Here is a 21,831-nt window from a genome sequence, read left to right on the forward strand (position 1 = left end):
GCGACCTTTCCAGGGGGGTGCGGGTCGCGGCGGCGCTCCCCGTCATCGCCGCCGGGATGGTGGGCGGGGTCGTGGTCGTACCCGCCCGGGGGGCGGCTGCGGCCGCCCACGGGTGCGTACGGGGGGCTTCACGGCCCCCCGTACGTCGTTCCGGGGTCCCTTCCGCCGGGGCCCTCGGCGTTCTACGCGTCGTCTCCCGGTCCGGCGGGAGCCCCGGGGCCGGTCTCGCCCGGCATGCGGACGTCCTCCACGTCGACGTTGACCTCCACGACCCGCATGCCCAGCATCCGGCTGATGGTCCGGGCCACGTTGGTCTTGACCTCGTTGGCCACGTCCATCACCACGTGCCCGTACTCCGCCACGATCGTCACGTCCACGGCCGCCGTACGGTCCTGCACGTGGGCGTTGACGCCCCGGGGACCGCGCCTGGCGATGCCCGCGCGCTCGCGCATCGGCTCCACCGCGTGGGCGGCGTCGCCTCCCAGCTCGGCGACGCCCGTGACCTCCAGCGTGGCGAGGGCCGCGACCTTCTCCACCACCTCGTCGGCCACCTTGATCCGGCCCTTCACCACGGCCGAGGACACCGGGGAGACGGGAGACACCGGGGACGACGGGGATGTCGTCCCGGTCGTGGTGGCCGGTACCGCCCGGGCGAGGGCAGGGCGGGGCGTGTCGTCCGGCGCCTCGGACACGGGTGAGGGCTCGGGGAGCGCCTCGACCACGGCCAGGAAGGGCTCCCCCGCGGAGGAGACCGGCTCGCCGGGGGACGGGACCGACGGAAGCGGCGCCGGCGGCTCCGGCGGCTCCGTGGCGGCGGACAGGGACAGGGAGAACGGGCGAGCGGGCCTGCCGCCCGTCTCGGCGGAAGACATGGAGGACGCGGGGGACCCGGGGGACGCGGTCTCCTCGGTCGGCTCCTCGACGGAGACGTCGGTCATGGGGTACTCCTCGGCAGTCGATGATCGTGCTTGGGGGATTCTGCCGGAAATTCGCCGCATTCGTCCGTCAATGCCGTGTGACATACGCCGCCCGTTCCGTACCGGCGGCGGATCCGGGCCGTCCGGGCCCCGAGCGGCGGCGCGGGCGCGGGCTCGGGCGGGGTCCCGAGCGGCGGCGCGGGCCCGGGCGGGGGGGAAGGCGCGGGCGGGGCGGCGGGGCGGCGCCGGGGGAGGCGCAAGAACGCGGGGATCGGCGTGGCAATATGCTGGCGACCATGAGCAACGAGCCGGAGGCGCAGCACGGAGCGGGGACACCGGACGCGTTCCAGAGACTCTGGACTCCTCACCGGATGGCCTACATCAAGGGGGCCAGCAAACCCACCGGTTCCGGCCCCGAGGACGGCTGCCCGTTCTGCGAGATCCCCCGCATGAGCGACGAGGACGGCCTGATCGTCGCCCGGGGTGAGACGGTCTTCGCGCTGCTCAACCTGTACCCGTACAACTCCGGCCACCTGATGGTCTGCCCCTACCGGCACGTGCCGGACTACACGGACCTGGACGAGGCCGAGACCTTCGAGCTCGCCGACTTCACCCGGCGGGCGCTGGTCGCCCTGCGCAAGGCCAGCGGCGCGCAGGGCTTCAACGTGGGCATGAACCTGGGCGGCGTGGCGGGCGCCGGGATCGCCGCCCACCTGCACCAGCACGTGGTGCCCCGGTGGGGCGGCGACACCAACTTCATGCCCGTCGTCGGCCAGACCAGGGTGCTTCCTCAGCTGCTGCGCGACACCAGGGAGTTGCTCGCCGGCTCCTGGCCCGGGTCGTCGTAGCGCGGGGCGCCGTCGTCCAGGGCCCGGATGCCCGCCGACAGCGTCAGCGGCACGGCGAGCGCCAGCGCCATGGACAGCACCGCGGCGCCCGAGTCGTTGACCAGCATGCCGACCACCCCGCTGACCAGGGTGCCGATCAGCCCGGCCCTCAGCGCGGGGGAGTGCGCGAACGCGGCGGGCAGCACCCCCGCGGTCGCCTGATCGGGGCGCAGCAGCGCGTAGACGAGGAACGCCACCGCGGCGACCACGACCGGCATCAGGTTGGGGCTGAGCAGCGTGCCCAGCATCGCGCCGAGCTTGCGGCCGATCACCTCCATGGCCTCGCCGGTGAACACCTGGCCGACGAAGCGGCCCAGGTGTGTCTGCGAGCCCGGCGGGCGCAGGTAGTCGAGGTAGGCGATGGACATCACGATGACGCCGCCCGCCACGCAGAACGCGCCCAGCTTGACGATCGAGACCCGCCTGCCCGCGATCAGCAGCGCGGTCACCGCGATGCCCGGCACGAAAGCGATCACCCCGCCGAAGTCGCTGCCCACGCCGGGCCAGCCGCCCAGGATCATCGCGAAACCGCCCAGCACCGCCACGACGGCGGCGGCCGCGGCGCCGCCCGCCGAACCCGCGCGGTCGCCGGGCACCGTCCGATCCGCCGCGGCGCCGCCCGCCTGGCCGCCGGACGCAGGCTGATCCGCCGGGGTGGCGGCCGGCGCGCCCGCGCGGTCCCCGCGCGTCAGCCGGTGCGCGATCGTGGCGGCCAGCAGCAGCACCGAGGTGGCGAAGAGCGCGAACGGGATGTTGCCCAGGCCGTAGTAGCGGGCCCCGACCACGGCGCTGTAGCCCATCACGCTGTTGAGCTGCAGGGTCGTCCCGGTCAGCAGGTCGCCCGCCAGCACCGTCGCGGTCACCCCGGCCACCGCCGCCAGCGGCCCGAGCGGCGCGCGGCGCCAGGGCCCCGCCAGCGCCGCCGCGGCCAGCAGCAGCGCGCAGCCGGCGATCCCGCCGACCAGCGCGAGCACCGGCGATCCCGCGTGGTGCCAGGGGGTGAGGTTCACCAGGTACGTCGACACGGGCACCGAGGCCAGCACCACCGCGGCCACCCGGATGCCGGTCAGCCCCCGCCTGCGGCGCAGCAGCAGGAACGCGGTCAGGTAGAAGGCGACCTGCAGCACCGCGACCGCGGTGAAGAAGATCCCGCCCACGTTCCTGATCGTCTCCCCGGCCACGTCGGCCCGCTCCAGCTCGGCGCGCGCCGCCTCGGTGCCGCCGGTGCGCCTCTCGCTCGCCTGCCAGGGCACCCCGATCACGCCCGGCGGCGTCGCGATCCCCGTCAGGGAGAGCATCGTCGCGGTGATGTCCGGCAGGATCGTGGTGTCGTCGCGGTGGGTGGAGGCCGCCCCCAGGAAGCGGCCGGAGACGTCTCCGTCGCGCATCATGGCCACCCGCAGGTGCGGGTTGCCGCCGTGGTCGGACAGGCCCGCCAGCAGCACGCCGACGTCCCCCGGCAGCACGGCCAGCATGGTCAGCACCGCCCCCGCCTTGGCGTCGGCCAGGCGCAGCGCCGCGGCCCGCTCCTGCGCGGTGAGCGCGTCCTCGTCCGGCGACAGCCGCTCGCCGGTCACGTACGGCCGGATCAGGTCGTCGACGTCGACGGCCATCACCCGGCACCTGGTGAGCACGTCGGAGCGGATCTGCGCGGGGGAGGGGGCGTACACGTCGACCCTGCCCGAGCGGTCGGCCAGCGCCAGCGCGGCTCCGGGGCCGATCGCCAGCGTGCAGTCGCCGGCGGCGTGGACGGCCTCGCCGAGGGCGCCCGCGTTGCGCTGGCCGGCGACGTCGTGCAGGTACCCGTAGTCGGGGATGATCGCGCCCGCCCGGTCGGACTCGGGCAGCGGGGGCAGCCCGCAGCCGTAGCCGACCGCGGACCTCACCCCGGCCGACACCGTCAGCCATCCGTCGTAGGGGCAGGTCACCCTGCCCACCGCGCGGACCGACAGGGATCCGACCGCGCTCAGCCCGGCCAGCCGCCACAGGTTCGGGGTGCCGGTGGGGCTGAGGTCACTCCACCGCAGGCCGGGAACGCCGATCAGCATCACCCGCCCGTCCGCCTGCGTGGCGGAGTGCGCGGCCCCCGGCCACAGCAGGCCCAGCACCATCGCAAACGCGACAAGCGTCCGCTTCACGAACGACCTCCCCTTCAGCTCCTGCCAAGTGCTGGCACCGTAGGGGAAGATCGTGCCACGGGTCCAGCCGTCCAGGGGACCGGCGGGTCGCCGCGCCCGGGGCCCGGGTCCTCGCGGCGCGCCCTCGTCCGCGCGGGGGCGCCCGGGGCGGGGCTCAGGTCCCGGCGGGCGCGCTCTCGTTCTGCAGGCGGTCGAGGGCGGTGACCAGGTAGGTGCCGCCGCCCGCCGCGGTGAAGGCCTGGCGGTCGCCGGCCACCGCGGGCACGATCGCGACCAGGTTGCGGGCGTCGGCGGTGGCGCACTCTCCCGGCTTGCCCGAGGCGATGCGGTAGACCGCGTACGAGCGGGCGTCCGGGGAGCTCTTCCAGCTCAGCGAGGTGCCCTGGAGCCGCACGTCGGCGGGCTTGGCCGGAGCCTGGCCGCCGCGGTCCCTCATCAGCGGCAGCAGAGCCGGGCGGCCGTAGTGGTCCTTCACGACGCGGTCGAGCGCGCCCAGCGGGTTGGTGGAGAGCTGCTTGGCGCTGAAGTAGACGTCGCCGGAGACCTGCCCGTACTTACGGTTGAGCGTGAGGTGGGAGGACATCTCGCCGGGCCTGGTCCAGGCGGCGGTGTCGGTGGCGCCGACCCGGTACAGGCCCTGGCCGATGTAGAGCTGCACCCCGGTGCCCTTGACCTCGTTCGCCCACCAGCGCGTCAGCACGTCGTAGTCGGCGATCTTGAACCCGCGCGGCCAGTACAGCTGCGGGATGACGTAGTCGACCGTGCCCTTCTTGATCCAGTGGCGGGCGTCGGCGTAGATGGAGTCGTACGCGGACATGCCGCCGGTGGCCGAGCCGGTGGGGTCGTCGGACTTGTTGCGCCAGATCCCGAACGGGCTGACGCCGAACTTCACGCTGTTCCTGACCTCGTGCACGGTCTTGTCGACCTGCGCGATCAGCTTGTCGACGTTGGCGCGGCGCCAGTCGGCGAGTTTGGTGCCCTTGCCGTACTTGGCGAAGGCGGCGCCGTCGGCGAACTTCGCGCCCGCGACGGGGTAGGGGTAGAAGTAGTCGTCGAAGTGGACCCCGTCGACGTCGTAGCGGGTCACCACGTCCTTGACGACCTTGGTGACGTAGTCGCGGACCGCGGGAAGGCCGGGGTTGTAGTAGGCCAGATCCCCGTATTTCACGATCCACTCGGGGTGCAGCCGGGCGGGGTGCCTGGCGGGCAGCTTGGACAGGTCGCCGTCGGCGGACGCGCGGTAGGGGTTGAACCACGCGTGGAACTCCAGGCCCCGCCGGTGGGCCTCGGCGACGAGGAAGGGCATCGGGTCCCAGCCGGGGTCCTTGCCCGCCGTGCCGGTCAGATACTGCGACCACGGCTCCAGGTCCGACTTGTACAGCGCGTCGGACGCGGGGCGGACCTGGACGAACACCGCGTTGAACCGCCGCTTGACCGCGTTGTCGAGGATCTTGACGTACTCGGCTCGCTGGCGGGCCGGGGACAGGCCGGTCCGCGAGGGCCAGTCGATGTTCTTGACGGTGGCGATCCACACCCCGCGCAGCTGCCGCTTGGGATACCTCGCGTCCACCTCGCACCGGGCCGACGCGGAGGCGGCGGTCGTCGCGCCGACCGTCTCGGCCGAGACCGCCGGGCTCTTCGCGGCCTTCGGCCGGGCGGGCGCGGCGTCGGGACCGAAGGTGTAGGCGGCTCCCGTGGTCAGGACGGCGAGCGCGGCAGCGGCCAGGAGAGGGCGTCCGTATCGCATGGTTCCCCAGTGTGGCACCAGCGCCGGTGTGCTCTGACCGGAAAAACGAAATCCATTCGTGATGACTCTGTTACATGCGTGCATGCTGGGAGGCATGCGCCGGACGGTGCGCGTTCCCCGGGAGGCGGGGCTCCGTCCGGCGCGCGTCTCACGGCCCCGTCAGCCGGTGACTTTGTCCATCAGATGAGAGGGAAGCGGCTCGTAGCGCAGAAAGACCCGCCGGAACGTCCCCGTCCCGTGTGACATGGATCTCAGATCGATCGAGTATCGCGTGATCTCCAGCTCGGGCACCTCGGCCCTGACCAGGGTGCGCCCCACGCCCACCGGCTCCGTGCCGAGCACGCGGCCCCGGCGCGAGGACAGGTCGGACATCACCGCGCCGACGTGGTCGTCGGAGACCAGGATGGACACCTCGTCGACCGGTTCTAGCAGCAGCGTGGGCACCTTGGCCGCGGCCTCCTTCAGCGCGAGCGCCCCGGCGATCTGGAACGCCATGTCGGAGGAGTCGACCGAGTGGGCCTTGCCGTCGTACAGCGTCACCCGCACGTCCACCATGGGGTACCCGGCGAGCACCCCGCGCTGCATCTGGGTGCGGACCCCCTTCTCCACCGAGGGGATGAACTGGCGCGGCACCACGCCACCGACGATCTTGTCCACGAACTCGAAGCCGCCGCCGGACGGCAGGGGCTCGACCTCCAGGTGGCAGACGGCGAACTGGCCGTGGCCGCCGGTCTGCTTGACGTTGCGGCCCAGGGCCTGGCAGCTGCCGCCGAAGGTCTCCCTGAGCGGCACCCGCAGCTCGGTCTTCTCCACCTCCACGCCGTGCCGCCTGCTCAGCCGGTCGAGCAGCACGTCGGTGTGGGCCTCGCCCATGCACCACAGCACGAGCTGGCGGGTCTCGGGGTTGTTCTCCAGCCGGAGCGTCGGGTCCTCGGCGACCAGCCGCTGCAGCGCCTGGCCCAGCTTGTCGTCGTCGGCCTTGGACCGGGGCTGGATCGCCACGGGCAGCAGCGGCTCCGGCATGGTCCAGGCCGTCATCAGCAGCGGGTTCTCCCGGTCCGACAGGGTGTCGCCGGTCTCCGCGCGAGACAGCTTGGCCACCGCCGCGATGTCCCCGGCCACGCACTTGGCGGTCGTCCGCTGGTGCTTGCCCAGCGGCGAGGAGAGCGCGCCGATGCGCTCGTCCACGTCGTGGTCCTCGTGCCCGCGGTCGGACAGACCGTGTCCGGAGACGTGCACCGTCATGTCCGGGCGCAGAGTGCCGGAGAAGACCCGTACCAGGCTGATCCTGCCCACGTACGGGTCGCTGGTGGTCTTGATGACCTCGGCGACCAGTGGCCCGTCGGGGTCGCAGGTGATGCCGGAGACGGGCCGGCCGTCGATCGACATGATCTCCGGCATGGGGTGCTCGGGCGGGGAGGGGAACCCCTGGGTGACGAGCTCCAGGACCTCCAGCGCGCCCACGCCGGTCCCCGTGGCCAGCACCGGGTAGAAGCCGCCGCGCGCGACGGCCTTCTCCAGGTCCTCGATCAGGGCCTTGGTGTCGATCTCCTCGCCGGAGAGGTAACGGTCCATCAGGGACTCGTCCTCGCTCTCCTGGATGACGCCCTCGATCAGGGCGCCCCGGTAGACCTCGATCTGGTCGGCGTAGGCGGGGCCGGGGGAGTTCTCGCTCCGGGTGCCGGTCGCGTAGTTGTAGAACTTCTGGCTCAGCAGGCCGATCAGGCCGTTCACCCTGCCGTTGGTCACCACCGGCAGGTACAGCGGCGAGACGCCGTCGCCGAAGGCGTCCTGGCAGGCGGCGAGGGCGTCCTCGAAGTTCGCCCGCTGATGGTCGATCTTGGTGATCACGACCGCGCGGGGCATCCCGACCGCCGCGCACTCGTCCCAGAGCATCCTCGTCAGGCCGTCCACGCCCTCGACGGCCGAGACGACGAACAGCGCCGCGTCGGCCCCGCGCAGCCCGGCGCGCAGGTCGCCGACGAAGTCGGCGTAACCGGGGGTGTCCAGCAGATTGATCTTGATGTCGTTGTGGACCACGGGGGCCACGGTCAGGTTCACCGAGCGCTGCTGGCGCACCTCGACCTCGTCGAAGTCGCTGACGGTCGTGCCGTCCTCGACCCTGCCGGGCCGCTGGACGGTCCGTGTCGCGGCCAGCAGCGCCTCCACAAGTGTTGTCTTCCCGGCACCGGAATGGCCGACCAGCACGACGTTCCGTATCATGCCCGGCCGGTCGGCCGCGGGTGCCCTCCCCGCGGCTCCCGCTGTTCCGCCGGTTGCTCTTTCCGCCACATCGCCTCCCGCGTCGTTGCCGAAGGGGCGCGGCCTGGTGGGGCCACACCCCCGGGGTCCGCTGCCGAGCTCGCGCACCGCGCGGACTCGGTCTGTTCACCAAATACCCATGTGGCGAATATCACAAGAGGGATGTGACGATCCTCTTGCGATAGGCGGACCCGATCGCTAGTCATTCGGGCCGTCCCGGCGGCTCCGCGCGACCCTCGCGAACGCCGTTCCCCCGTGGCTCACCGCTCCCCGTCGCCGCTGCGCGCTCGCAGGCCCGGTGGCCTACGATCGGAGCGCCATGCTGAAACTTCTGCGCCCCGCCGTCACCAGGCTCTTGACCCCGCTGGGCAGGGCACTGACCCGCCGCGGGATCAGCCCCAACGCGGTCACCGCCGCCGGCACGCTCGGCACCGTCGCCGCGGCCCTGTTCTTCTACCCGCGGGGCCAGCTGTTCGCGGGCACGTTGGTGATCACCTTCTTCGTGCTGGCCGACCTCCTCGACGGGGTCATGGCCAGGATGACGGGCCCGGGAAGCACCTGGGGCGCCTTCCTCGACTCCACCCTCGACCGGGTCGGCGACGCGGGCATCTTCTCCGGGCTGGTGTTCTGGTTCGTCGTGAGCGGGCAGCGGGTGCTTGCGGGGGTCGCCCTGTTCTGCCTCGTCGCTGGGGCCGTGGTCTCCTACGTCAAGGCCAGGGCCGAGGCGCTGGGCATGACGTGCGACGTCGGCCTCGCCGAGCGGCCGGAACGCCTGGTCGTCGGCCTGGTCTCCGCCGGTCTCGGCGGCCTCGGCGTGCCGTACATCCTGGCCGCGGGGCTCTGGCTGCTCGCCGCGGCCAGCGCGGTCACGGTCGGCCAGCGCCTGCTGCACGTGCGCCGGCAGGCCGTTTCCCACCCGCCACGGACCCTCCGCTGATCGGAAAGATCGATGACCGACAAGCCCTCCCCCCAGGATCGTCTCGTCGCCGCGGCGTTCGGCGCCGGTTGGACGGTCGTGCCCCGCCTGCCCGAGAGGCTCACCGCCTGGGCCTTCCGCGCCGCCGCCGACCGGCTGTGGAAGCGCCGCGGGAAGTCGGTGCTCAGGCTGGAGGCCAACCTCGCCAGGGTGAAGGGCACCTCGCCCGGCGATCCGGCGATCAGGGCGCTCAGCCGCGACGGCATGCGCTCCTACTTCCGCTACTTCCACGAGGTGTTCCGGCTGCCCTCGATCCCCATCGAGGAGATCGTCTCCCGCATGCGGGTGGTCGGGGCCGAGCCCGTCTACGACAACCTCGCCAAGGGGCGTGGCGTCGTCATGGCCCTGCCGCACATGGGCAACTGGGACCAGGCGGGCGCCTGGTTCGCCGGTACGGGCCACCCGTTCACCACGGTCGCCGAGCGGCTCAAGCCCGAGTCGCTGTTCCACCGCTACACCGCCTTCCGCGAGGGGCTCGGCATGGAGGTGCTGCCGCTCACCGGCGGTGACGGCCACACCTTCGGCACCCTGGCGCAGCGCCTGCGCGCCGGCCTGCCGGTCGCGCTGCCCGCCGAGCGCGACCTGACCGCGAACGGGGTCGAGGTGCAGTTCTTCGGCGCCGCCACCCGGATGCCCGCCGGCCCGGGCCTGCTGGCCGTGCACACCGGGGCCGCCCTCATCCCGGCGATCCCCTACTTCGAGCCGGACGGCTGGGGGCTGCAGTTCCACGAGGAGATCGCGATCCCGGCCGAGGGCACCAGGAAGGAGAAGGTGGCCGTCGTCATGCAGAGCCTCGCCACCGTCTTCGAGAAGGGCATCGCCGAGCACCCCGAGGACTGGCACATGCTCCAGCGCCTCTGGCTCGAGGACCTGGAGCCCCGGAAGTCCCAGGAGTCCAGGCCATGAGGATCGGCATCGTCTGCCCCTACACGTGGGACGTGCCGGGCGGCGTCCAGGTGCACATTCAGGACCTGGCCGAGGCGCTCATGGCCGACGGCCACCACGTCTCGGTGATCTCCCCGGCCGCGGAGAACGCCGCGCTGCCCCCGTACGTGACCTCGGCGGGCCGCGCCGTCCCGGTGCCGTTCAACGGGTCGGTGGCCAGGATGTCGTTCGGGTTCCTGTCGGCGAACCGGGTGCGCCGCTGGGTGCGCGAGGGCCGCTTCGACGTGCTGCACGTGCACGAGCCGGCCATCCCCTCGCTCGGGCTGCTCGCCTGCTGGGTCGCCAGGGGGCCGATCGTGGCCACCTTCCACGCCTCGTACGGCAACTCCCGCTCCTTCTCGGTCGGGGTGCCGGTGATCATGAGCGCGCTGGAGAAGATCGGCGGCAGGATCGCCGTGTCCGACGCCGCCAGGAAGACCCTGGTCGAGTTCATGGGCGGCGACGCCGTGCTCATCCCCAACGGGGTGACGGTGAGCCGCTACGCCGAGGGCGAGCCGCTGCCCGGCTGGGACGAGGGCGAGGTGATCGGCTTCCTCGGCAGGATGGACGAGCCGCGCAAGGGCCTGCCGGTGCTGCTGGAGGCGTTCGCCTTGCTGGCCGCCGAGCGGCCCGCGCTGCGCCTGCTCCTGGCCGGGCCCGGTGACGCCGACGAGGTGCTGGAGCGGGTCCCGCCCGCCTTCCACGACCGGATCGGCCTGCTCGGCATGGTCAGCGAGGAGGACAAGGTGCGCGCCTACCACACGGTCGACGTCTTCTGCGCGCCCAACCTGGGCGGTGAGAGTTTCGGCATCGTGCTGACCGAGGCGATGTCGGCCGGCGCGGCGGTCCTGGCGAGCGACATCCCGGCCTTCCGCAAGGTGCTCGACGACGGCCGGGCGGGGGCCCTGTTCGAGACGGGCGACGCCAGGTCGCTCGCCCGCGAGGCCGCCGCGCTGCTCGACGATCCCGGGCGCCGGGCCGGCTTGTCGCAGGAGGCCCGTCTCGCCGTGCGCAAGTACGACTGGTCGACGGTCGCCCGCGACGTCCTGCGGGTCTACGAGACCGTGGCGAGCACGGCCGGGGTCGAGGAGGACTCCGCGGCGGACTCCGTGGCGGACTCCGTGGCGGATTCCGCGGCGAGCACGGTGCCGGACGCGGCGGGGGCCGTCGCCGGGACCGGGAGGGCCGGGGAGGGCACGGCCGTGAGGGGCGACACGCTGTGACGACCACGCTGATCCTGGTGGTGGGCGCGATCGTCGTGCTCCTCGCCGTCTACATCTCCTGGCGGGCCGGGCGGCTCGACCGGATGCACATCCGGCTGGAGCTGGCCCGGGAGTCCCTGGACGCCGCCCTGGTGCGGCGGACCGCCGTCAGCCTGGAGCTGGCGGCCTCCCGGCTGCTGGACCCGGCGACGAGCCTGGTGCTGGCCGCGGCCGCCCACGAGGCCCGTACCGCGGGTCCCGAGGAGCGCGAGCACGCCGAGAGCGACCTGTCGCGCGCGCTGCGCGCCGTCGTCGACCAGGAGCGCTTCCGCGACCGGCTGGCCGACACCCCGGCGGGGTCCGACCTGCTGGAGGAGCTGGACGCGGCGGTGGCCAAGGTCCTCTACTCCCGCCGGTTCTACAACAACGCGGTGGGCGTCACCCGGACGGCGCAGCGCCGCTGGCTGGCCCGCACGCTGCGGCTCGCCGGGCACACCGAGTATCCGGCCTTCTTCGAGATCGACGACGCGCCCCCGAAGGCCCTGGCCGCCGAATAAGGATGATTAAGGCGTATATAAACCGGAGTATCTGACAAGTCGGACACCGGTAAGCTCTTGGCGATTCATGACTGAGTGGCCGAGTGACCGAGTGGCCGACTTGAGGAGATGAGCCGTGCGGGTGTCCCGGATGATCGCCGTCACACTGGCGGGAGTCGCGGTCCTGGCGCCCGCCGCCGCCTGTTCCTCCGACGATCCGGCCCCGGGCAGCCCCGCGGGCGCGGCCGACGAGCCCAGCGCGGCCCCGACGCCCACGCCCGAGCCGACGCACCCCTTCACCGGCCTGCCCGGCGCGGCCCGCAGGGCGGTGCTCGCGGTGAAGATCGAGAACACCTCGGCGGGCAAGCCGCAGCTCGGCCTGAAGAGCGCCGATGTCGTCTACGTCGAGCAGGTCGAGGCGGGCCTGACCCGCCTGATGGCGATCTTCTCCTCGAAGATCCCGGCCAAGGTCGGCCCGGTCCGCAGTGCCCGCATCTCCGACCTGCACATCGTCCCGCAGTTCGGCAGGCCCGCCTTCGCCTACTCGGGCGCGCAGACCAAGATGCTCCCCTTCATCGCCGAGGCGCCGCTCCACGACGTCTCCGACAGCAGGCAGCCGGGCGCGTACTTCCGCCAGCCGGGACGCTTCGCCCCATACAACCTGTTCGCCGACACCAAGCGGCTGCTGGCCGGGGCGCCCAAGGCGAGCAGGGCCAAGGACATCGGGTTCACCTTCGGCGACCCGCCCGAGGGCGGCGTGCCGCGCAAGACGTACAGCGTGAAGTACCCGGCGGCGCGCTTCACCTTCGGCTGGTCGGAGGCCGCGGGCAAGTGGCTGATCTGGCAGGACGGCAAGAAGGACATGGCGGCCGAGGGCGGCCAGCTCGGCGCGCCCACGATCGTCGTGCAGTACACCAAGACGGAGCGCTCGCAGTTCCACGACAAGAACCAGAGCTACACCCCGCTGGTGCACAGCACCGGCAAGGGCAGGGCGATCGTGCTCCGAGACGGCCAGGCGTTCAAGGCCCGCTGGTCGCGGCCCGAGGAGAAGGACGGCACCGTCTTCACCACGGAGGCGGGCGAGGCGATGAACTTCGCCCCGGGACAGGTCTGGGTCGTGCTCGCCTCGGCGAAACCCGTCATTCCCTGACGCGCGAGCCCTACATCCTGTCCAAGAAGATCCCCCGACGGCGACAAGGCGTCGTGTAAGGGGGCGGGCCGCCAGCGCCTACGATGGAAGCGTAGTGGCCGTCCTCCGCGGACGGCCCGTGATCCGCAGCCAGCCGTCGTGAGGTAGAGACCGTGTCCAGCAGCACGCCCGAAGTCAGCGAGACCACCGTCACCGGAACCGCCCGGGTCAAGCGCGGCATGGCAGAGATGCTCAAGGGCGGCGTCATCATGGACGTCGTCAACGCCGAGCAGGCCAAGATCGCCGAGGACGCCGGCGCCGTCGCCGTCATGGCCCTCGAGCGGGTGCCCGCCGACATCCGCGCCCAGGGCGGCGTCTCCCGGATGAGCGACCCCGACATGATCGACGGCATCATCGCCGCCGTCTCGATCCCGGTCATGGCCAAGGCCCGCATCGGCCACTTCGTCGAGGCCCAGGTGCTCCAGTCGCTCGGCGTCGACTACATCGACGAGTCCGAGGTGCTCACCCCGGCCGACTACGCCAACCACATCGACAAGTGGCAGTTCACGGTGCCCTTCGTCTGCGGCGCGACCAACCTGGGCGAGGCGCTGCGCCGCCTCACCGAGGGCGCGGCGATGATCCGCTCCAAGGGCGAGGCCGGCACCGGCGACGTCTCCAACGCCACCACCCACATGCGCAAGATCAGGGGCGAGATCAAGCGCCTGGGCTCGCTGCCCGAGGACGAGCTCTACGTCGCGGCCAAGGAGCTCCAGGCGCCGTACGAGCTGGTCGCCGAGGTCGCCAGGACCGGCAAGCTGCCGGTCGTGCTGTTCACCGCCGGCGGCATCGCCACCCCGGCCGACGCGGCGATGATGATGCAGCTCGGCGCCGAGGGCGTGTTCGTCGGCTCGGGCATCTTCAAGTCCGGCAACCCCGCCGAGCGCGCCTCCGCGATCGTCAAGGCCACCACCTTCTACGATGACCCCGACGTCATCGCGAAGGTCTCCCGAGGTCTGGGTGAGGCCATGGTCGGCATCAACGTCGACGACATCCCGGCCCCGCACCGGCTCGCCGAGCGCGGCTGGTAGAGCGGGCGGGGCCGCCGAGGCCCCCTGGGAACTCCGGGAAACCGGGAGAAGGCGATCTCCGTCATGGAGATCGCCTTTTTCCTGACAGGAGGAGTTAACTCCTCGGTCATGGTGCCCCGCGAGGCTGACGGGCGTTCGAGCCCGATCACCCGGGAGGTTTCCCTTGTCGAAGTTCACCCGCCGGTCCTTTCTCGTCACCGGTATCGCGGCCGGCGCGGCGGCCGGCATCCCCGCCGCCGCGCACGCCGATCCCGGGCCCGTCCAGGAGGGCTCTGACTCTCTGGCGTCCCTGGCCTCCCGCGGCCTGCGCTCGGACCCCTTCACGCTCGGTGTCGCCTGCGGGGACCCCGACTCCGGCGGTTTCGTGATCTGGACCCGCCTGGCGCCCCAGCCGCTCGCCGAGGACGGCCTGGGCGGCATGCCCGCCCGGCCCTTCGCCGTCGAGTGGCACGTCTACGGCGACGAGAGGGGCCGCCGCCCGCTGCGCCGGGGCGTGGCCACGGCCGCTCCGGAGTGGGGCCACAGCGTGCACGTCGAGCTGGACGGGCTGCCCTCCGACAGGGACTACTGGTACCGATTCAAGGTCGGCCCGTACGTCTCGCCGATGGGCAGGGCCAGGACGGCCCCGCACGCCCTCTCCCACGGCTCGGCCCTGGCGATGGCATTCGTCTCCTGCGCCCAGTACGAGCACGGCTACTTCACCGCCTACCGGCGCCTGGCGGAGGAGCGGCCCGACCTGATCCTGCACCTGGGCGACTACCAGTACGAGTACCGGCGCGACACCTACACCATCCCCGGCGGCAACATCCGCCACCACGAGGGGCCGGAGACCGAGAGCCTGGCGAACTACCGCCAGCGGCACGCCCAGTACAAGACCGACCCCGACCTGCAGGCCGCGCACGCCGCCGCCCCCTGGCTGGTCGTCTGGGACGACCACGAGCTGGACAACAACTGGGCCGACGAGGTGCCCGAGAAGCCCGAGGTGCCCCAGCCGAACTTCCTCGCCCGGCGCGAGGCCGCCTTCAGGGCGTACTACGAGAACATGCCGCTGCGGCGCGCCTCCATCCCCCGGGGCGTCGACATGCAGCTCTACCGGCGCGTCCGGTGGGGGAGGACGGCCACCTTCCACATGCTCGACACCCGCCAGTACCGCAGCGACCAGGGCTGCGGCGACGGCTACAGCGACTGCCCGGCGGCGGTCGACCCCGCCCGCTCGATCACCGGCGAGGCGCAGGAGCGCTGGCTGCTGGACGGCATGCGGCGCTCGGAGGCGCGCTGGGACGTCATCGGCCAGCAGGTCTTCTTCGCCCAGCGCGACAACAACGCCGGGCCCGCCAAGATCACCAGCCAGGACGCCTGGGACGGCTACGTCGCCTCGCGGCAGCGCATCACCCAGGGCTGGGTGGACGCGAAGGTGCGCAACCCGGTGGTGCTCACCGGCGACGTGCACGCCCACTGGGCGAGCGACCTCAAGCTCGACTACGACGACCCCACCACCCGCACGGTCGGCTCCGAGCTGGTCGCCTCGTCCATCACCACGGGCGGCGACGGCCTCGACTCCGACCCGGCGACCCACCCGTACCTGACGATCAACCCGCATCTGAAGTTCTACAACAACCAGCGCGGCTACGTGATGACCAGGATCGAGCGCGACCGGCTCACCGCCGACTTCAAGGTGCTGCCGCAGGTGACGCAGCCGGGCGCGGCGGCGCACACCAAGGCGACCTTCGTGATCGAGGACCGGGTCCCCGGCGTGCAGCGGACCTACCTGCGCCCGGTCGACCCCTCGGCCGCCAGGACCCCCGGGATCGACTGGATCCAGGAGACCGTGGACCGGGAGACCAAGCGTCCCTGACCTCGTCGCGATCGCCGGAGGTCACCTGACACCCACCGGCACGGGTGCCCCGCCGGACGTTCCCCGGGGCGCCCGCGCCGCGTTCGGGCGGGTCCGGCGGGTCCGATCCGAGGCCGGCCCGGGTCTTTCCTGAGAAAGAGGCGCGGATCTTTCCTGGGAAGACCCGGGTCTTTCCCGGGAAGAACGGCGGCGCCCGGAACGCCGTCACGGCCCGGATTCCCGCGCCGGGCCGGAGCGTGAACCGGTTTGGGGCCGCAGGAGCGGTGGCCATACGCTGAAGGGGCATCTCACCCGGACGGGAAGGACCACCGGTGACCATCGTCCCCACGATCGGCGTCTTCGCGCTGCAAGGAGACGTGCGCGAGCACGTGCGCTCCCTGGAGGCGGTGGGCGCCAGAGCGGTCACCGTACGGCGTCCCCGTGAGCTGGAGGCGGTCGACGGCCTCGTCATCCCCGGCGGCGAGTCCACCACGATGTGGAAGCTCGCCGAGACCTTCGAGCTGCTCGAACCGCTCCGCATGCGGATCAAGGCCGGCATGCCCGCCTACGGCTCCTGCGCCGGAATGATCATGCTGGCCGACCGGATCGAGGGCGGGATCGAAGGTCAGCAGACGATCGGCGGCATCGACATGGTCGTCCGCCGCAACGCCTTCGGCCGCCAGGTCGACTCCTTCGAGGCCGACGTCGACTTCGCCGGCCGCGGCGGCATGCGGGCCGTCTTCATCCGCGCGCCCTGGGTGGAATCCGTGGGTTCGGGGGTCGAAGTGCTGGCGCTGGCCGAACCTGGGGATAGGATCGTCGCGGTCCGCCAAGGACCGCTGCTCGCCACGTCCTTCCACCCGGAACTTACCGGGGATGTCGGTGTGCATTCATATTTCGCTGAGATGGTGAGGGAGCTCTAGGCGATGTCCGGCCACTCCAAATGGGCGACGACGAAGCACAAGAAGGCCGCGCTCGACTCCAAGCGCGGCAAGCTGTTCGCCAAGCTCATCAAGAACATCGAGGTCGCGGCCCGGACCGGCGGACCCGATCCGGACGGCAACCCGACGCTGTACGACGCCATCACCAAGGCGCGCAAGAGCTCGGTCCCGATCGACAACATCGAGCGTGCCCGTAAGCGCGGCGGCGGCCTGGAGGCCGGCGGCGCCGACTGGCAGACCATCATGTACGAGGGTTACGCCCCCGGCGGCGTCGCGGTGCTGATCGAGTGCCTCACCGACAACCGCAACCGCGCCGCCTCCGAGGTCCGCGTCGCGCTGACCCGCAACGGCGGCTCGCTGGCCGACCCCGGCTCGGTGTCCTACATGTTCAACCGCAAGGGCGTCGTGCTCGTCCCCAAGGGTGAGCTGGCCGAGGACGACGTGCTGGTCGCGGTCCTCGACGCGGGCGCCGAGGAGGTCAACGACCTGGGCGACCAGTTCGAGGTCGTCTCCGAGGCCACCGACCTCGTCCCGGTCCGCAAGGCCCTGCAGGAGGCCGGGATCGACTACGACTCGGCCGAGTCCAGCTTCATGCCGACGATGAACGTCCCGCTGGACGAGGACGGCGCCCGCAAGGTCTTCAGGCTGATCGACGCCCTCGAGGACAGCGACGACGTGCAGAACGTCTGGGCCAACTTCGACGTCTCCGACGAGGTCATGGAGAAGCTCGACGCGTAGCTCGGGCTGTTCGGTGTGATCTCGTGTGGTCTGCGAGGTTTGTCCGCGTGGTCGAGGGCATATCACGCGGACAATGGGCAATCCTGACCTGATTTTTGCCGTGGCGGGCGTCGCCGCGCTGCTCGCGGCCACGCTCCCGCGGCTCCTCAACCGCCGCCCCTTCTCGCTCCCCCTGGCCTGCCTGCTGGGCGGCCTCCTCCTCTACGCCCTGCCGCTGGAGCTGCCCGATCCCGATCCGGTGGCCCATCGGACGCTGGTCGAGCACGCCACCGAGATCTGCGTGCTGATCTCGCTCATGGGCGCCGGGCTGGCCATCAACCGGCCCTTCGGCCGGCGCGACTGGTCCTCGACCTGGCGCCTGCTGGGGTGGACGCTCCCGCTGACCGTCCTGGCCGTGGCCGCCGCCGCGTACGGCCTGCTCGGCTGGCCCCTGGCCGCGGCGCTGCTGCTGGGCGCGGTGCTCGCGCCGACCGACCCGGTGCTCGCCTCCGACGTGCAGGTCGGTGAGCCCGTCGACTCGGAGAAGGCCGACGACGAGGTCCGCTTCACCCTCACCTCCGAGGCGGGCCTCAACGACGGCCTGGCCTTCCCCCTGGTGTACGCGGCGATCACGCTGGCCGTTGCCGGGGGTGTCGGCTGGATCGCCGAGTGGACGCTGGTGGACCTGCTCTACCGGTGCGCCGCGGGCGTGGTGTGCGGCCTGCTGATCGGCAAGGGGCTGGGGCGGCTGTTCTTCCGCGCCCAGAAGTCCGACCTGCGGCTGGCCGAGCACCGCGACGGCTTCGTGGCGCTGGCCGCGACGTTCCTGGCCTACGGCCTCACCGAGCTGGTGCACGGCTACGGCTTCATCGCGGTGTTCGTGACCGCCTGCACCATCAGGGCGGCCGAGCGCAGCCACGGCTACAACGGGGTGCTGCACGGCTTCATAGAGCAGATCGAGCGGCTGTTCACCGCCTGGCTGATCGTGCTGCTCGGCGGCTTCGTCGCGATGGGCGGCCTGTCCGCGCTCACCTGGCAGGGCGCCGCGGTCGGCCTCCTGCTGCTGCTGGTCATCCGGCCGCTGGCCGGCTGGCTCGCCGAGCTGGGCGGCAGGGCCGGGCCGCGCGAGCGCGTCGCGACGGCGTTCTTCGGCATCCGCGGCATCGGCTCGCTGTTCTATCTCGCCTACGCCCTCGGCCAGGCCGACTTCGGCGTGCCCGCCGAGGAACTCTGGGCCGTGGTCGCCTTCACCGTGCTGGCCTCCCTGGTGATCCACGGCATCTCGGCCTCGCCGGTGATGAACCGCCTGGACCGGCTGCGCGACAGGAAGAGCGACGAGGACGACGAGGAGGCGGAACCCGCCGCCCAGCACCTGTGAGCCCGGCCCCCGCGGCGGGCCGGGGAAGAGCCGTGCGCGGGCCGCTCCCACGCGGTAGAGTCTGCCACCGAACAGGTGTTCGGCGAGCGGAGGCGTGTCGGTGCGGTTGCCCGAGTTGCGGGTGATGGGGGTCGATCCCGGGCTTACCCGATGCGGGCTCGGCGCCGTCGAGGGGCGGCCCGGCGCGCCGCTGAGCCTGGTCAAGGTCGGGGTCGTCCGCACCCCCGCCGACGACGAGATCGGCGCCCGGCTGGTGGCGATCGAGGCGGGCATCGAGCGGTGGCTCGACGAGGTCCGGCCCGACGCGGTGGCCGTGGAGCGGGTCTTCGCCCAGCACAACCTCAGGACCGTGATGGGCACCGCGCAGGCCTCCGCCGTGGCGATCCTGTGCGCGTCCCGCAGGGGCCTGCCGGTCGCGCTGCACACGCCGTCCGAGGTCAAGGCCGCCATCACCGGCAGCGGCACGGCAGACAAGCAGCAGGTCGGCACGATGGTGACCCGCCTGCTGCGGCTGGACGCCATGCCCAAGCCCGCCGACGCCGCCGACGCGCTCGCCCTCGCGATCTGCCACGTGTGGCGGGGCGGGGCCCAGAGCAGGCTGGCCGAGGCCGCCGCGAAGGCGGCGAGCGCCACCACCACCCCCGCCGCCTACTTCCGAGGCCGTGGCAGGGCCGGACACCCGAGAGGAACCGCGAAGTGATCGCCTCGGTGCGAGGGCAGGTGACCGCGATCGCCGCCGACGGCGCGGTCGTCGAGGTCGGCGGGGTAGGAGTCCTGGTGCACTGCACGCCGGGCACGCTGGCGACGCTCAGGACGGGCGAGGAGGCCAGGCTCGCCACCTCGCTGGTGGTCCGCGAGGAGTCGCTCACCCTGTTCGGCTTCGTCACCGACGACGAGCGCGGCATCTTCGAGATGCTGCAGACGGCGAGCGGGGTCGGTCCCAAGGTCGCCCTGGCGATGCTGGCCGTGCACACCCCCAACGCGCTCCGGGTGGCGGTGGCCTCCGCCGACGTCAAGGCGCTGACCAGGGTCCCCGGGGTGGGCCCGAAGGGTGCCCAGCGGATCATCGTCGACCTCAAGAACAAGCTCGGCACGCCGGAGGAGGCCGTCAACGCCGCCCTCGACGGCCGCGTCGCCGCGCCCGCCTGGCGCGCCCAGGTCCACTCCGGGCTGGTCGGCCTGGGCTACTCGGGGCGGGACGCCGACGAGGCGGTCGCCGTCGTCGAGCCGCAGGCCGACGCCGAGCTGGCCGAGGGCCGCACCCCGCAGGTGGCGGCCCTGCTCAAGGCCGCGCTCCGCGCGCTGAGCGTGCGATGAGGGACGGGCGCGCCGTACGGGACGTGTGCCGCGAGACGGTGGGCGGGGCCGCGCGGTCCCCGGAGGGCTCCGGCGGTTCCGCCGTACGGCGAGAGGGGGAGGGGCGGCGTGGGTTCCGACCGTGATCTGGTGTCGCCGGACGCCGAGGGCGACGAGAGATACATCGAGGCGGCGCTGCGGCCCAAGCGGCTGGAGGAGTTCATCGGCCAGACGCGGGTGCGCGAGCAGCTGTCGCTGGTGCTGCAGAGCGCGCTGCGGCGCAACCGGCCGCCGGACCACGTGCTGATGAGCGGCGGACCCGGGCTGGGCAAGACGACCCTCTCCATGATCATCGCGACCGAGCTCTCCGTGCCCCTCCGGATCACCTCGGGGCCCGCGCTGGAGCGGGCCGGCGACCTCGCGGCGATCCTGTCGACCCTCTCCGAGGGCGAGGTCCTGTTCATCGACGAGATCCACCGGATGGCCAGGCCCGCCGAGGAGATGCTCTACCTCGCGATGGAGGACTTCCGCGTCGACATCGTGGTGGGCAAGGGGCCGGGGGCGACCGCGATCCCGCTGGAGATCGCCCCGTTCACCCTGGTCGGCGCCACCACCCGGGCCGGCATGCTCCCCGCGCCGCTGCGCGACCGCTTCGGTTTCGTCGCGCACATGGACTTCTACGGGGTCGCCGAGCTGGAGGAGGTGCTGCACCGCTCCTCCCGCCTGCTGGGCGTCACGCTCCCCGGCGACGCCGCCCGCGAGATCGCCGGCCGCTCCCGGGGCACCCCCCGCATCGCCAACCGGCTGCTGCGCCGGGTCCGCGACTTCGCCGAGGTGCGCGCCGAGGGCGTCGTCACCAGGGATGTCGCCTCCGCCGCGCTCAACCTCTACGAGGTCGACGCCGAGGGGCTCGACCGGCTCGACCGGGCGGTGCTCGGGGCGCTGCTGCGCAAGTTCGGCGGCGGGCCGGTGGGACTGTCGACGCTGGCGGTCGCGGTGGGGGAGGAGCCGGAGACGGTCGAGGTGGTCGCCGAGCCGTTCCTGGTGCGGCAGGGACTGCTGGCCCGCACCCCCCGTGGCCGGGTGGCGACCGCTGCGGCCTGGACCCACATGGGGCTGGTGCCCCCGCCGGACGCCTTCGGAGCCTCGTTTCTCATCGATCTTGAGGATGATCCCGGGGCCGTCTAACGTTGGGAGTCGGTAGGGAAGACGTACAGGATTGATCACAGATCGATGACAACTGTATCGAAATGGGAACTTCCCTGCGCGCCAAAACGTGACTTCGTTGCCGCGCTCTTAACAGCTCGCCTAAACTCCGAGCCTTGGCTGGCTGTGTAGGCTGACGTGCTGAGCGGCGTGGCCGTATGTGACGTCCGGCTTCCGCCGGTCAATCTCAAGAGAGGGAGCGGCCCTGTGGGCGGCAACTATTCGAGCCTGATCATGATCGCTCTCATGGTCGTGGTGTTCTACTTCCTGCTCATCCGGCCGCAGCGCAAGCGGCAGCAGGAGCAGGTCAAGATGCAGAACAGCCTCACGCCGGGCACCGGTGTCATGACCACGACGGGTCTTTTCGCGACCGTGGTGGCCATCGACGCCGACGACGTGATCCTGGAGATCGCCCCCGGCGTGGAGACCCGCTGGGTCAAGGCGGCCATCGGCCGTGTCCTGGTTCCCGTTGACGACGCGGAGGAGGAGAATGTCAAGGCTGTCGACCACGGTGTCGTGGAGACGGCGGAACAGCAGGGTGCAGACCACGACACGACGAGCAAGAAGCCGTGAGTAGCCTCACCTCCAACCCCCTATAACCGAAAGAACTGACGACCAGTGGCCCGACCGACCAGCGGCCAGAGCAGACCGGG

19 protein-coding genes are annotated in these 21,831 nt (G+C 72.1%); 15 read left to right on the plus strand and 4 right to left on the minus strand.

Annotated features, from left to right (window positions below; translation table 11 throughout):
• Positions 1-182: 182 nt before the first annotated feature.
• Complete coding sequence (locus tag AB0G15_RS31210) at positions 183-938, minus strand: Asp23/Gls24 family envelope stress response protein (protein WP_362846646.1); 756 nt, start codon at positions 936-938, stop codon at positions 183-185.
• 275 nt (positions 939-1,213) lie between these two features.
• Between AB0G15_RS31210 and AB0G15_RS31215 the strand changes: the two genes are divergently transcribed.
• Complete coding sequence (locus AB0G15_RS31215) at positions 1,214-1,765, plus strand: HIT domain-containing protein (protein ID WP_362846648.1); 552 nt, start codon at positions 1,214-1,216, stop codon at positions 1,763-1,765.
• Here the strand turns inward: AB0G15_RS31215 and AB0G15_RS31220 are convergent.
• The 3 genes from AB0G15_RS31220 to AB0G15_RS31230 form a co-directional block, all read right to left on the minus strand.
• Entirely contained in the window at positions 1,708-3,942 is a 2,235-nt protein-coding gene (locus tag AB0G15_RS31220) for a hypothetical protein (RefSeq protein ID WP_362846650.1), read from the minus strand. The genes AB0G15_RS31215 and AB0G15_RS31220 overlap by 58 nt on opposite strands.
• Positions 3,943-4,096: 154 nt before the next feature.
• A complete protein-coding gene (locus tag AB0G15_RS31225) occupies positions 4,097-5,689 on the minus strand; it encodes a family 10 glycosylhydrolase (protein ID WP_362846652.1) in 1,593 nt (530 codons plus the stop codon).
• 159 nt (positions 5,690-5,848) lie between these two features.
• The gene (locus AB0G15_RS31230) at positions 5,849-7,981 is read right to left on the minus strand and encodes an elongation factor G-like protein EF-G2 (protein WP_362846654.1); all 2,133 of its coding nucleotides are present in this window, start codon (positions 7,979-7,981) and stop codon (positions 5,849-5,851) included.
• A 289-nt stretch (positions 7,982-8,270) separates the two neighbouring features.
• Here AB0G15_RS31230 and pgsA point away from each other — a divergent pair, with 289 nt between their 5' ends.
• The 14 genes from pgsA (at position 8,271) to yajC (ending at position 21,751) form a co-directional block, all read left to right on the plus strand.
• Positions 8,271-8,888: a phosphatidylinositol phosphate synthase gene (gene pgsA, locus AB0G15_RS31235; RefSeq protein ID WP_362846656.1), complete on the plus strand. Its 618-nt coding sequence runs from the start codon at positions 8,271-8,273 to the stop codon at positions 8,886-8,888.
• A 12-nt stretch (positions 8,889-8,900) separates the two neighbouring features.
• The gene (locus AB0G15_RS31240) at positions 8,901-9,833 is read left to right on the plus strand and encodes a phosphatidylinositol mannoside acyltransferase (RefSeq protein WP_362846658.1); all 933 of its coding nucleotides are present in this window, start codon (positions 8,901-8,903) and stop codon (positions 9,831-9,833) included.
• Entirely contained in the window at positions 9,830-11,074 is a 1,245-nt protein-coding gene (locus AB0G15_RS31245) for a glycosyltransferase family 4 protein (RefSeq protein ID WP_362846660.1), read from the plus strand. Before AB0G15_RS31240 ends, AB0G15_RS31245 begins: the two co-directional genes overlap by 4 nt.
• A complete protein-coding gene (locus AB0G15_RS31250) occupies positions 11,071-11,610 on the plus strand; it encodes a hypothetical protein (RefSeq protein ID WP_362675618.1) in 540 nt (179 codons plus the stop codon). Before AB0G15_RS31245 ends, AB0G15_RS31250 begins: the two co-directional genes overlap by 4 nt.
• 130 nt (positions 11,611-11,740) lie before the next feature.
• Positions 11,741-12,739 carry a DUF3048 domain-containing protein gene (locus AB0G15_RS31255; RefSeq protein WP_362846662.1) on the plus strand — a complete coding sequence of 333 codons (999 nt, stop codon included), beginning with the start codon at positions 11,741-11,743 and terminating at the stop codon, positions 12,737-12,739.
• A gap of 152 nt (positions 12,740-12,891) precedes the next feature.
• On the plus strand, positions 12,892-13,806 hold the full coding sequence (gene pdxS, locus AB0G15_RS31260) for a pyridoxal 5'-phosphate synthase lyase subunit PdxS (protein WP_344749964.1): 915 nt from the start codon (positions 12,892-12,894) through the stop codon (positions 13,804-13,806).
• A gap of 163 nt (positions 13,807-13,969) precedes the next feature.
• Positions 13,970-15,661: an alkaline phosphatase D family protein gene (locus tag AB0G15_RS31265; protein WP_362846665.1), complete on the plus strand. Its 1,692-nt coding sequence runs from the start codon at positions 13,970-13,972 to the stop codon at positions 15,659-15,661.
• A 311-nt stretch (positions 15,662-15,972) separates the two neighbouring features.
• Positions 15,973-16,563 (plus strand): pyridoxal 5'-phosphate synthase glutaminase subunit PdxT, encoded by a 591-nt coding sequence (pdxT, locus tag AB0G15_RS31270; protein WP_344915700.1) that lies wholly within the window; start codon positions 15,973-15,975, stop codon positions 16,561-16,563.
• A gap of 3 nt (positions 16,564-16,566) precedes the next feature.
• Positions 16,567-17,319 carry a YebC/PmpR family DNA-binding transcriptional regulator gene (locus AB0G15_RS31275; protein WP_329078906.1) on the plus strand — a complete coding sequence of 251 codons (753 nt, stop codon included), beginning with the start codon at positions 16,567-16,569 and terminating at the stop codon, positions 17,317-17,319.
• Between the two features lie 73 nt (positions 17,320-17,392).
• On the plus strand, positions 17,393-18,676 hold the full coding sequence (locus AB0G15_RS31280) for a cation:proton antiporter (protein WP_362846667.1): 1,284 nt from the start codon (positions 17,393-17,395) through the stop codon (positions 18,674-18,676).
• Positions 18,677-18,791: 115 nt separating this feature from the next.
• Complete coding sequence (gene ruvC / locus AB0G15_RS31285) at positions 18,792-19,376, plus strand: crossover junction endodeoxyribonuclease RuvC (protein WP_362677873.1); 585 nt, start codon at positions 18,792-18,794, stop codon at positions 19,374-19,376.
• Positions 19,373-19,993, plus strand: coding sequence for a Holliday junction branch migration protein RuvA (ruvA, locus tag AB0G15_RS31290; protein ID WP_362846669.1), 621 nt, complete (start codon positions 19,373-19,375; stop codon positions 19,991-19,993). The genes ruvC and ruvA overlap by 4 nt, the downstream gene beginning before the upstream one ends.
• Before the next feature lie 108 nt (positions 19,994-20,101).
• The gene (ruvB, locus tag AB0G15_RS31295; RefSeq protein ID WP_362846671.1) at positions 20,102-21,160 is read left to right on the plus strand and encodes a Holliday junction branch migration DNA helicase RuvB; all 1,059 of its coding nucleotides are present in this window, start codon (positions 20,102-20,104) and stop codon (positions 21,158-21,160) included.
• A gap of 225 nt (positions 21,161-21,385) precedes the next feature.
• Complete coding sequence (yajC, locus tag AB0G15_RS31300) at positions 21,386-21,751, plus strand: preprotein translocase subunit YajC (RefSeq protein ID WP_362846673.1); 366 nt, start codon at positions 21,386-21,388, stop codon at positions 21,749-21,751.
• Positions 21,752-21,831 lie beyond the last annotated feature (80 nt).

The organism is Streptosporangium sp. NPDC023825 (assembly GCF_040639575.1).
In the GTDB taxonomy this organism is placed as follows: Bacteria; Actinomycetota; Actinomycetes; order Streptosporangiales; family Streptosporangiaceae; genus Streptosporangium.